Source organism: Burkholderia sp. Bp9015, assembly GCF_003853505.1.
Lineage (GTDB): Bacteria > Pseudomonadota > Gammaproteobacteria > Burkholderiales > Burkholderiaceae > Burkholderia.
On sequence record NZ_QTPZ01000011.1, the window covers coordinates 190043 to 200693 of the forward strand.

Below are 10651 nucleotides of genomic sequence, written 5' to 3' on the forward strand. Positions count from 1 at the left end.
CGCGCGGTGCTTCAGTGCTTCGCGTATTGCGTCGCGCCGAACAGCATCTCGCGTGCCTTGTCGTCCTGCAGCGGCTTGCGCAGCGACGCGAGTACTTCGACGCCGCGCTGCACGGCGGCACGCGCGGCAATGGCTTCATGCCAGCGCTTCACGTTCGGCAGTTCGTCGAGCACGATGCCCTGGTTTTGCCACGAACGCGTCCACGGGAACGTCGCAATGTCCGCGATCGTGTACGTGTCGCCCGCGAGATAGGCGGATTCGCCGAGGCGCTTTTCCATCACGTTGTACAGGCGCTTCGCTTCGTTCGTGTAGCGATTGACCGCGTACGCGATCTTCTCCGGCGCATACAGCCGGAAGTGATGCGCCTGGCCGAGCATCGGGCCGACGCCGCCCATCTGGAACATCAGCCATTCGAGCGTCGCGTAGCGTGCGGCTGGCTCGGTCGGCAGGAACTTGCCGGTCTTTTCCGCCAGGTAAATGAGGATCGCGCCGGATTCGAACAGCGAGATCGGCTTGCCGCCGGGGCCGTCCGCGTCGACGATCGCGGGGATCTTGTTGTTCGGGCTGATCTTCAGGAATTCGGGCTCGAACTGGTCGCCCGCACCGATATCGACCGGATGCGCACGATACGCGAGGCCTGTTTCCTCGAGCATGATGTGTACCTTGTGGCCGTTCGGGGTCGCCCAGCTGTAGACGTCGATCATCGTCAACTCCTTTATTGCATGCGCGAAAACGGCGCCGACAGGGCGCCGCGACAGGCGGTCATTAGAGCATGGATCGATGCGGGCTGCAGGCGACGGCAACGTGCGGCCACGCGCCTGCGCGCGCGTGTCGCCGAGGCGGCGGAACCGGCGTTCGAGCGGTGGCCGCGCGCCGGATCAGCGCTTGTAGCGCGGCTGGCGTTTCTCGAGAAATGCGGTAATGCCTTCGAACGCGTCCGCGTGATGCAGTGACGCGACGAAGTGATCGCGCTCGGTGCCGAGGTGCGCATCGAGCGGCTGCGCGGTCGCATCGTCGAGCAATGACTTGATGCGTGTCAGCGCGTTCGGCGAGATGCCGGCAAGCGAGTCGGCCCACGCGAGCGCGTCGGACAGCGCGGCACCGGGCGCGGCGAGCCGGTTGACGACGCCGAGCGCATGCAGGCGTTCGGCCGCGACAGGCTTGCCCTCGAACAGGATTTCGGCGGCGAGCGCACGCGGCAGCGCACGTGCGAGGAACCACGAGCCGCCGCCGTCGGGCGTGAGGCCGACGCGTGCGTACGACATCACGAACTTCGCATCGTGCGCGGCAACGATCAGGTCGCACGCGAGCGCGAGCGAGAAGCCCGCGCCGGCCGCGGCGCCTTCGACGGCCGCGATCACGGGCTTCGTCGTTGCGCGCAGCGCCGTGATCCACGCGCCGAGCTGATCGATGCTGTCGGCCTGGTAGGACGGATCCTTCGAGCGGTTGTCGAGCAGCCGGTTCAGGTTGCCACCCGCGCAAAAGAAGCGATCGGCCCCCGTGAGCACGACCGCGCGAATCGCGGGATCGCGCTCGGCGGTGGCGAGCGCTTCGACGCCGGCCGCATACATGTCGGGATGCAGCGCGTTGCGCGCGCCGGGATTGGACAGCGTGAGGACGAGCGTCGATTCGCTTTCGGGCGGACGCGAGGCCAGCAGTTCAGCACTCATGCGAGTGTGTCTCCATCGAATGGCGGGGTTGCGGCGCCGCATGTTGCGCGGGCTTGCGCGCCTACCCGTGAGGGTGATGCCGCAGCGGATGTATCGTTGTCTTGACGGACGCGAAACTGCTTTAGACTAGCACGAACGTGCTTTTCAGCGCGACGCATCCCGATGCGGCCGGCATCACTGCGGCCGCGCCTCAGCAACGAAGGAGACTCCGATGCTACAGCTGTGCGGTATTCCGTTGTCCAACTATTACAACAAGGTGAAGTTCGTCCTGCTCGAGCATGGCATCCCGTTCGAGGAATCGGCATGCGGTCTGCCGATCAACGATCCGGCACTGCTTGCCGATTCGCCGCTCGGCAAGATTCCGTTCCTGAAGACGGAAGAGGGCGCGCTGTTCGAGTCGCAGGTGATCATCGAGTATCTGGCCGCGCGTTTTCCCGACAAGGCCATTTTCCCGGCCGGGCCGTTCGCGGCCGCGAAGGTGCGCGAACTCGTCGAGACGCTCGAGCTGTATCTCGAATGGACCGCGCGCGAGGTCTATACGGAAGCGTTTTTCGGCGGCAAGGTCAGCGACGGGATGAAGGCGCACGTCGAGAAGCGCCTGCCGCGCGCGATCGATGCGTTCAAGCGGATGACGCAGTTCTCGCCGTACGTGCTCGGTGACACGTTCAGTCTTGCGGACATTGCCGCAGCGATCCACCTGCCGGTGATCGGGATGGCGACGAAGGCCGTCTTCGGCCGCGATTTCCTGCTCGACGCCGGCATCGACTGGAAGGCGCACGCTAAGCTGGTCGGCGAGCGGCCGGCCGCGCAGCGCGTGGCGGCCGATCGCAAGGCCTACGTCGAGGCGGCGAGCGCCGCGCGTTCGTAAGCGCGGTGCGGGCGCGATGTCGTGCCGCGCCCGGCTGCCGAGGCAAGCCTTACAGGCGCGCGAGCCGTTCGAGTGCGGATGCGAGCGTGCCTTCCTGCTTTGCAAAGCAGAAGCGCACGACGCCCGACTCGTGCGGCTCGTGGTAGAACGCCGACACCGGAATCGCCGCCACGCCGATTTCCGATGTGAGCCACTTCGAGAATTCCGCTTCGGGCAGATCGCTGATCGCCGAATAGTCGACGCACTGGAAGTACGTGCCGGTGCACGGCAGCAGCTTGAAGCGCGTGCGCTCGAGGCCGGCGCGGAAGAAGTCGCGCTTCTTCTGGTAGAAGCCGGCCAGCGTCAGGTACGGTGCCGGATCGCGCAGGTAGTCGGCGAGCCCGATCTGCATCGGCGTGTTCACCGTGAACACGTTGAACTGATGGACCTTGCGGAACTCCGCGGTCAGCGCGGCAGGCGCCGCGACGTAGCCGACCTTCCAGCCCGTCACGTGGTAGGTCTTCCCGAAGCTCGACACGATGAAGCTGCGCGCGGCCAGGTCCGGGTAGCGCGCGACGCTCTCGTGCCGCGCGCCGTCGTAGACCATGTGTTCGTACACTTCGTCCGACAGGATCAGCACGTTGGTGCCGCGCACGATCTCCTCGAGCCTGCGCATGTCGGCCTCGCGCCACACGGTGCCGGTCGGGTTGTGCGGCGTGTTGATCATGATCATCCGCGTCTTCGGCGTGATCGCGGCGGCCAGGCGATCGAACGGGATCGCATAGTCGGGCGCTTCCAGCGTGACGAACACGGGTTTGCCGCCGGCCAGTTCGATCGAAGGCAGATAGCTGTCGTAGGTCGGTTCGACGACGATCACTTCGTCGCCGGGATGCACCGCGCACAGGATCGCCGTCAGCAGGGCCTGCGTCGCGCCGGCCGTGACCGTGATCTCGGTGGCCGGATCGTAGCGGCGGCCGTAGACCTGCGCGATCTTGTCGGCGATCGCATCGCGCAACGGCGCGACGCCGGCCATCGGCGGATACTGGTTGTGACCGTTGCGCATCGCGGCCGCGACCGCGTCGACGATGCGCGGGTCGCAGTCGAAATCCGGGAAGCCCTGGCCGAGGTTCACGGCGCCTTTCTCGGCGGCGAGCGCGCTCATCACCGTGAAGATCGTCGTGCCGACGTTCGGCAGGCGCGAGGGGAAAACGGGAGTCGTAGGCATGTCGGTAGGAGCGTTCATCGATACGGTCGCAAGCGGGTGGCGCCGGGCTCGTCAGGCCGGCGTGGTGGTGGGGGCCGACGCGGCATCGAGCGCGCAGGCTTCGGTAAATGGCGCGGGCTGCGCGATCCGGAAGCCGAAGTCGCGTGCGGTGCGCTTCGCGAGCTTGAGCAGCGCACGGTCCTTCGACACGAGCCAGTCGGCCTGCGCGGCGCGCGCGAGCTCGAGAAACTTCTGATCGTCGCGGTCCTTGCACTTCGGCAGCGGCGGCGCGTCGGCGTCGACGGGCGGCGGCTCGACGAGGCGCGTCAGGCGGGCGACGGTCGCGAGCGCTTCGGCCTTGTCGATCGCGCGCGCCTGGAACTGCGGATAGTCGAGCACGAGCTCGAGTTCGTTCAGGCAGCGGCCGTCGATCACGGCGGCCAGCGTGCCGCGTTCGAGCGCAGCCCGGATCGGGCGGGTGGCCGGGTCGTCGAATACGAGTATGTCGATCCAGACGTTCGAGTCGAGCACGACGCGATGTGCGGCATGCGGGGCGAGGGAGCGGGTCATTCGTTACAATCGGTGGTTTTCGTCTGACCGCAAGGCACGGCGTGCCAGCGAGCCTCTATGATAATCGTTCTCTCCCCAGCCAAATCCCTCGACTACGATACGCCCGCCCACGTCCCGTCTTACACGAAGCCTGCATTCGTCGACGATGCGTCGGAACTGATCGACGGCCTGCGCAAGCTGTCGCCGCAGGATATCTCGACGCTGATGGACATCTCCGATCCGCTCGCGCGGCTGAACTTCCAGCGCTACGCGGACTGGTCGCCGACCTTCACGACGGCCAATGCGAAGCAGGCGGTGCTCGCGTTCAACGGCGACGTGTACGAAGGGTTCGATGCCAAATCGCTGTCGGCCGCCGATCTCGACTATGCGCAGCAGCATGTGCGCGTGCTGTCGGGCCTGTACGGGCTGCTGCGCCCGCTCGACCTGCTGCAGCCGTACCGGCTCGAGATGGGCACGCGTTTCGCGAACGCGCGCGGCAAGGATCTGTATGCGTTCTGGGGCGACCGCATCACGCGGGCACTGAACGAGCAGCTCGAGACGCGCAGCGGCGCGGCACGTGTGCTGGTCAACTGCGCGTCGACCGAGTACTTCAAGTCGGTCAAGCCGAAACTGCTGGCCGCGCCGATCGTCACGCCGGTGTTCGAGGACTGGAAGGGCGGCCGCTACAAGATCATCAGCTTCCATGCGAAACGCGCCCGTGGCCTGATGGCGCGCTATATCGTCGAGAACCGCATCTCCGAGCCGGCCGCGCTGAAGGATTTCGCGGTGGAAGACTACGCGTTCGATGCCGCTGCGTCGAACGATTCGACTTACGTATATCGCCGGCGAATCGGCGAGTGACCGAGCCGGCCGTTCACGAGACGGCCGGTGCATGCATGAGGCCGGACACGTGGCAGACCGCCCGCTCCGGTCGCAATTGGAGAGACAGATGACCCTTTCGATCACCAGCAATTTCGACGCAGGCGCCGTCGACGTCGTGTCGTGCGATAGCCCGGACGCGATCCGGCTGCGCATACGTGGCGACAACCGCTCGGAATTCGCGCAATGGTTCTACTTTCGCCTGACGGGCGCGCGCGGCGAGCGGTGCGTGATGTCGTTCGAGAATGCAGCCGAATGCGCGTATCCGTCGGGATGGCGCAACTACAGTGCAGTCGCGAGCTACGACCGGGTCGACTGGTTCCGCGTGCCGACGACATTCGACGGCAAGACGATGACCATCGACCATGCGCCCGAGTTCGACAGCATCTACTACGCGTATTTCGAGCCGTACTCGGAAGAGCGCCATGCGGCGTTCCTCGGCGCGGTTCAGCAATTGCCGCAGGCGAGCGTCGTCGAACTCGGCCGCACGGTCGAAGGCCGTCCGATGTCGCTGCTGACGCTCGGTACGCCGGAAGTCGACGGGGCACCGAAGAAGAAGGTATGGATCATCGCGCGCCAGCACCCGGGCGAGACGATGGCCGAGTGGTTCGTCGAAGGGCTCGTCAAGCGGCTGGCCGGATGGGGCGACTGGGCGGGCGATCCGGTGGCGCGCAAGCTGTACGACCGCGCGACGTTCTACATCGTCCCGAACATGAATCCGGACGGCAGCGTGCACGGCAACTTGCGCACCAACGCGGCGGGTGCGAACCTGAATCGCGAGTGGATGGAGCCCGATGCCGAGCGCAGCCCCGAAGTGCTGGCCGTGCGCGATGCGATCCATGCGATCGGCTGCGACATGTTCTTCGACATTCACGGCGACGAAGATCTGCCGTACGTGTTCGTTGCGGGTTCGGAGATGCTGCCGAGCTTTACCGAGCAGCAGGGCAGGGAGCAGACCGCGTTCATCGAAGCGTTCAAGGTCGCAAGCCCGGATTTCCAGACCGAGCACGGCTATGCGGCGAGCAAGTACAAGGAAGACGCGCTCAAGCTCGCGTCGAAGTACATCGGCCATCAGTTCGGCTGCCTGTCGCTGACGCTCGAGATGCCGTTCAAGGACAACGCGAACTTGCCCGACGAGCGGGTCGGCTGGAATGGCGAACGGAGCGCGGCGCTTGGCGCTGCAATGCTGGCGGCAATCCTGGTGCACGTCGAGACGTTCGCGTAAGCGCATCGTCGTCGATATGAAAAAGCCGGCGCATCGCATGATGTGCCGGCTTTTTGGCTTCTGTCGTTGCCGCTCCGCCGTATCAGGACTTCTTCGCGGTTTTCTTCTTCACGACATTCTTCTGGCCGCTGGATTTTTTCGTTGCGACGGCTTTCTTGCCGGTGCGGCCGGATGCCTTGGCCTTCACCTTGCCGCGGTGTGACTTGCCGTTGAACTTCTTCGTCGACGACGACGGACGCTCGACGCGCGGCTTCAGCGGCGGCACGGGATCGTTCCAGCTGAACGCAAGCATTTGCTGACCGACGTAGCCGCAGCGGAATTTCAGCGGTGTCGGGTCGCTGCCGTCGCTGTGGACGCCGAGGCCATCCACGGTAACGATGTTGTCGACCTTCACGCGCTGCTTGCCCTGATCGAACGAATCGTTCCACGGCGTGATCGTCGCCTTGCCGTTTTCGAACGCGTTCGGCGCGAAGTCGACGCGATCGAAGGCCGACGACGTGCTGGCGATGAAGCTGCCGTGCGCCGCACAATCGGCGACGATCGGATCGGCGTGCATCTCGTTGACGAATTTGTTGATCAGTTCGGAGCGCTGGTCGAGGAGGTCGGCGAATACCGGTGCCGGAAGCGCAAGCGACAGGCCCGCGACACAGGCCGCCAGCTTGCCGAGCGCCCGGAAAATCCGGAGCGAGGCAGGTGAGCTGTCCATCTGGTTATTGGTGAGGAGCAAATGAGGCATCGGGCACGTATAGATGCCCGATGAAGATCAGGAGTTCAATCTTAGCGTAAAAAAGTTGTGCGGCAGTAGGCGTTGCACTCTCCCGCGCTGCGCAAACGGATCGCCGCGCGCACCGCTCGCATCGGGGCCGGCGCGTTCAGGCGCGCGGGCCGCCGAGGCGATAGCGCCGAACGTCGAACGTCGTGACCCACGCCGGACGATAGACAGCGATGAGCGCGGTGGCCATGCCGGTGAACCACGCTTCGCCGAGCGCGAGCAGCGCGGTGTTCAGCAGATAGCCGGCGGGAATCACGACGGGCACGCCGTCCGCGAGCGCGAGCTGGACACCGGCCGCGGCCGCGGCGACCGAGACGATCGCGATGGCCGGTGACAGGAACCCCTGGCCGATGATGAACGATGCGAGGTTGTGCGGGAGCCACGCGATCGCGGCGCGTTGCAGCAACGCGGACACGGCGACCGGTAGCGCGCCGTAGATCAGATAGGTGAGACCGATGCCTTGCCACGGCGCATCGAAGACGATCGCGGCGACGGCCGTGACGGCACCCATCGCGATCAGCGCAAGCGTCCAGTCGAACAGCGTGACGAGCAGCGTCGCGCCGAGCAGGTGCATGACGATGCCATCTTCGAGCCACGCATTCGAGGCCCACAGCACCGTGATCGCAGTGACGAGCGCGAGCCACACGTGCTGGAGCGTTGCGTCCTGCAGCCGGACGAAGGGACGATTCCAGAGCGCGAGCACGAGCAGCGCCACGGCGGCGATCCAGCCACCGATGCCAACCCAGAGCGGAAGCGGTGTGAAAAGAAAACCCATGGGTCCATATTACTCGTTGAGCATCAAAGGTGGGAATCCGCACATGTCGACCGTCGCAATATCGAGACTGTCCGATCAGCGGTCGCGCCGAAACCGCGCCCGCGGTTCGGCCGCGAGCGGCAGGTCGCGAGTGCTGGTGTCCGCGGCAGGCAGCGGGTATGGACGGTCGTTCCGTTGCTTGCGCAGGGGGACCGGGCCGCGTTCGCCGATGACGGGCTTGCTTGCACGATCGCGGTTCGCCAGCAGCACCTCGAGATGGGGCGACAGCCAGCCGTTGTAGATCGCGACTGCGGCAGCGCGGTTTGCCGCGCCCAGCTGCTGGAAGATGCTGGCGAGGTGGATCTTCACGGTGCCTTCGCTGATGCCGAGCGTGCGGGCGATCATCTTGTTGGTGCTGCCCATATGGACGAAGCGCATGATCTGCGCCTGTCTAGGCGACAGGAGGCTGCTTGGCGGGCGGCGCGGCAGCGATCCGGCGAGCGTCTGGAAATGGGCATCGTGACGCGCCGCGGCGGCGGAAGGCAGCAGGCTGAGCGCGATCGGCGGGATGTAATGGCCGCCCAGCAGAACCATTTCGAGCGCCCGCACGATCAGGTGCGGCCGTGTGGAGTGCGGGATCACGCCCGCGACGCCGTAGTTGTAGAAGCGCTGGATGGCCTCCGGCGTGGATTCGTCGATCAGCACCGCGGCGGGCGTCGGCGAGCAGGCGCTGCAGAGCGCCTGGAGTTCGCTGTGCCGCCCGACGTCCAGCCAGTCGATGGCAACGAGGTCGAAACGCTGGGTGCGCAGCAGCCGGCGCGCCTGGAAACCATCGGGTGCATCGTTGATGCGGGCGTGACGGTCGATCTGCCGCAGCAGGGCTTTCAGTCCGTCACGCCGTTCGGCGTCTGAGTTAAGCACCAGGAACCGCATATTCAACCTCCGTAAGGTGAGTCATTGAGCTGCCGTCGGCATGGGGTGGCTCCGATAATGACAAAAACCTTACACGATGTCTGCTTGGCTGAAAGGATTAGGAAAAGTCTGAAATTTCGCGTGAGGGAAATGCGGACGAAAAAAAGCCGCTCCGGCAGGAACCGGGAGCGGCTTCGTTGGGCAGGCTCAGCGGGCCTGCCTTGCACGATCAGTGAAAGTGCGGCTGGGCGGGCGATGCGTCTTCCGGCATTTCCGCGTGGACGATCTCGCCGAGCGGATCCGCATAGAGCGGCACGCCGCAGTCGTCGCAGTACTCGGGCTCGAAGCGGCCTGCGTGCCGGCGGACGTCGGTTACGCCGCATTCCTTCAACAGACTCACGATCTCCTCGAGCGGCCCTTCGATCGGGGCTTCGCCTTCCAGCGTCGCGCTGTCGATCGACACGTCGCCGTTCTCGCGACCGTACAGCGGCCACACGACGCCATAGATCACGTCGTTGCTGGCACGTCGCGTGAAGCCGACGCGATACTCGTCGATCCGGCGCTCGCCGAAGCCCGCGACCACCGCGCGCAGCTCTTGCGGTGCCGCACCAAGTGTGTCGAAAAGATAACGGATGGCCGTTCGGACCGTGTGCGGACGGATGCGCTCGTCCGCATCGCGGCAGGCCGAGTAGTACGCGTCCGGAAGCAGGCATTCGAACTCGCAGCCGGGCAGGGCAGCCGACAGGTTCGGGCCGCCCTGGGCAGTCCATTGCTCGAGACACTGGCCGCGTTCGATCCGGTTGCCGTGTTCTTCCTCCTGCCAGCGAAACAGCGGTGCGCCGGCCGGCGCGGCGACGACGGCGAGCAGGAAGCGTGGGTCGGCCAGGATCGGTGAGGTTTCGGGCAGGTCGCCGAAGCTGAGCTTGGCTGCGTGCTGGCCGAGCGCCGCGTGTGCGAGCTGCTGGGCGAGCCGATAGGTCTCGACGTGGTGACGCGGCAACTGGTCGATGCTGTACAGGAACGGGGCCAGCCCGACGAGCGTGCCGGTGGCGAGCACGTGCGCCTGCAGGTGCGTGCGCAGTGCGTCGGCGACGTCGCCTTTCAGCGGGCCCGACGGAATCATGTAGCGCGTCCAGGCGAGAACGGGAACGGCGACCAGCAGCGCATCGTACGGCTGGCCGTCGTGTTCGATCACCATCGATTCGCTATGCGTCTCGGCCATGTCGGCGAGCGCGCCATAGGCGTCGGGATGGTTCTGCTGCAGATGGTCGAGTGCTGCGTCGAGCGTGGTCTGGTTGCCGTTGCGAACAATCTTGGCAAGCAGCGCATCGAGCTTCGCTTCCCAGAAGCGATCCTCGATGCGACTGCCCGAGGCGAAGAGCGCAAGCGACAGGCCGACCAGTTTGTCGGCGTCGGGGGGGAGGCGTTTGGCGATTCGCTGGCGCATATTAAATACGTATAGAAAGAGGCGAAGAACCTCACATTCTAGTCCGTTCTTTGCGCCATAAGCGGTCTCGTGCTCCGGCATGGCCGGAAGGCCGAATCGGCGGGGATGAAAGAAAAATCCATCGAACCCCTTGCGCGATTGCCGGCGGGTGCTTAGAATCACGCCTCTTTCGCGCTAACGGAAACGCAGCGCGGGGGAAGAAGGGAAGCGGTGCTGTCGGGCGGGTCGTAGCGGCCTCGGCGGTGCAGGAAGTTGACCCCCAGTCGTCGCAACGAAGCAGTTAAAAAGTTGTTGACGAACTGAAAAAGACGGTTCATAATCTCGCTTCTCTGCTGCTGAAAACGCAGCGCTGCTGAGAAAGCCTCCGGGTCCTCGCAGAAATGCTCTTTAAA

Annotated in this window: 12 protein-coding genes; 3 read left to right on the forward strand and 9 right to left on the reverse strand. The window is 65.2% G+C overall.

The window, feature by feature from the left end; translation table 11 throughout:
- Positions 1-11 precede the first annotated feature (11 nt).
- Positions 12-704 carry a glutathione binding-like protein gene (locus tag DIE12_RS14650; protein ID WP_124522498.1) on the reverse strand — a complete coding sequence of 231 codons (693 nt, stop codon included), beginning with the start codon at positions 702-704 and terminating at the stop codon, positions 12-14.
- A gap of 174 nt (positions 705-878) precedes the next feature.
- A complete protein-coding gene (locus DIE12_RS14655; RefSeq protein ID WP_124522500.1) occupies positions 879-1670 on the reverse strand; it encodes an oxepin-CoA hydrolase, alternative type in 792 nt (263 codons plus the stop codon).
- Positions 1671-1881: 211 nt separating this feature from the next.
- Here DIE12_RS14655 and DIE12_RS14660 point away from each other — a divergent pair, with 211 nt between their 5' ends.
- Positions 1882-2538, forward strand: a complete 657-nt coding sequence (locus tag DIE12_RS14660) for a glutathione S-transferase (RefSeq protein WP_124487238.1) — start codon at positions 1882-1884, stop codon at positions 2536-2538.
- Positions 2539-2587: 49 nt separating this feature from the next.
- On the opposite strand, the gene DIE12_RS14665 is transcribed toward DIE12_RS14660, so the two are convergent.
- Positions 2588-3760 (reverse strand): pyridoxal phosphate-dependent aminotransferase, encoded by a 1173-nt coding sequence (locus tag DIE12_RS14665; protein ID WP_124487239.1) that lies wholly within the window; start codon positions 3758-3760, stop codon positions 2588-2590.
- Between the two features lie 33 nt (positions 3761-3793).
- A complete protein-coding gene (locus tag DIE12_RS14670) occupies positions 3794-4291 on the reverse strand; it encodes a putative toxin-antitoxin system toxin component, PIN family (protein WP_124487240.1) in 498 nt (165 codons plus the stop codon).
- 57 nt (positions 4292-4348) lie between these two features.
- Here DIE12_RS14670 and yaaA point away from each other — a divergent pair, with 57 nt between their 5' ends.
- Positions 4349-5131, forward strand: a complete 783-nt coding sequence (gene yaaA / locus DIE12_RS14675; RefSeq protein ID WP_059703381.1) for a peroxide stress protein YaaA — start codon at positions 4349-4351, stop codon at positions 5129-5131.
- Between the two features lie 88 nt (positions 5132-5219).
- On the forward strand, positions 5220-6374 hold the full coding sequence (locus DIE12_RS14680; RefSeq protein WP_124487242.1) for a M14-type cytosolic carboxypeptidase: 1155 nt from the start codon (positions 5220-5222) through the stop codon (positions 6372-6374).
- An 82-nt stretch (positions 6375-6456) separates the two neighbouring features.
- On the opposite strand, the gene DIE12_RS14685 is transcribed toward DIE12_RS14680, so the two are convergent.
- The 5 genes from DIE12_RS14685 to DIE12_RS38075 all read right to left on the reverse strand — a co-directional run.
- Positions 6457-7110 carry a BspC domain-containing protein gene (locus DIE12_RS14685; protein ID WP_124522502.1) on the reverse strand — a complete coding sequence of 218 codons (654 nt, stop codon included), beginning with the start codon at positions 7108-7110 and terminating at the stop codon, positions 6457-6459.
- A 136-nt stretch (positions 7111-7246) separates the two neighbouring features.
- On the reverse strand, positions 7247-7921 hold the full coding sequence (locus DIE12_RS14690; RefSeq protein ID WP_044844644.1) for an energy-coupling factor ABC transporter permease: 675 nt from the start codon (positions 7919-7921) through the stop codon (positions 7247-7249).
- Between the two features lie 75 nt (positions 7922-7996).
- On the reverse strand, positions 7997-8833 hold the full coding sequence (locus tag DIE12_RS14695) for a response regulator transcription factor (protein WP_044844643.1): 837 nt from the start codon (positions 8831-8833) through the stop codon (positions 7997-7999).
- A gap of 208 nt (positions 8834-9041) precedes the next feature.
- Positions 9042-10259 carry a DUF2863 family protein gene (locus tag DIE12_RS14700; RefSeq protein ID WP_044844642.1) on the reverse strand — a complete coding sequence of 406 codons (1218 nt, stop codon included), beginning with the start codon at positions 10257-10259 and terminating at the stop codon, positions 9042-9044.
- A 158-nt stretch (positions 10260-10417) separates the two neighbouring features.
- The coding region (locus DIE12_RS38075) for a hypothetical protein (RefSeq protein ID WP_185641000.1) at positions 10418-10651 on the reverse strand (234 nt) is incomplete at its 5' end.

Excerpts from the sequence above, each read along its gene's own strand:
- DIE12_RS14670 (WP_124487240.1), bottom strand. The coding sequence starts at position 4,291 with ATGACCCGCTCCCTCGCCCCGCATGCCGCACATCGCGTCGTGCTCGAC.
- DIE12_RS14660 (WP_124487238.1), top strand. The coding sequence starts at position 1,882 with ATGCTACAGCTGTGCGGTATTCCGTTGTCCAACTATTACAACAAGGTG.
- DIE12_RS14665 (WP_124487239.1), bottom strand. The coding sequence starts at position 3,760 with ATGAACGCTCCTACCGACATGCCTACGACTCCCGTTTTCCCCTCGCGC.
- DIE12_RS14690 (WP_044844644.1), bottom strand. The coding sequence starts at position 7,921 with ATGGGTTTTCTTTTCACACCGCTTCCGCTCTGGGTTGGCATCGGTGGC.
- DIE12_RS14650 (WP_124522498.1), bottom strand. The coding sequence starts at position 704 with ATGATCGACGTCTACAGCTGGGCGACCCCGAACGGCCACAAGGTACAC.
- DIE12_RS14695 (WP_044844643.1), bottom strand. The coding sequence starts at position 8,833 with ATGCGGTTCCTGGTGCTTAACTCAGACGCCGAACGGCGTGACGGACTG.
- DIE12_RS14700 (WP_044844642.1), bottom strand. The coding sequence starts at position 10,259 with ATGCGCCAGCGAATCGCCAAACGCCTCCCCCCCGACGCCGACAAACTG.
- DIE12_RS14655 (WP_124522500.1), bottom strand. The coding sequence starts at position 1,670 with ATGAGTGCTGAACTGCTGGCCTCGCGTCCGCCCGAAAGCGAATCGACG.
- yaaA (WP_059703381.1), top strand. The coding sequence starts at position 4,349 with ATGATAATCGTTCTCTCCCCAGCCAAATCCCTCGACTACGATACGCCC.
- DIE12_RS14685 (WP_124522502.1), bottom strand. The coding sequence starts at position 7,110 with ATGCCTCATTTGCTCCTCACCAATAACCAGATGGACAGCTCACCTGCC.
- DIE12_RS14680 (WP_124487242.1), top strand. The coding sequence starts at position 5,220 with ATGACCCTTTCGATCACCAGCAATTTCGACGCAGGCGCCGTCGACGTC.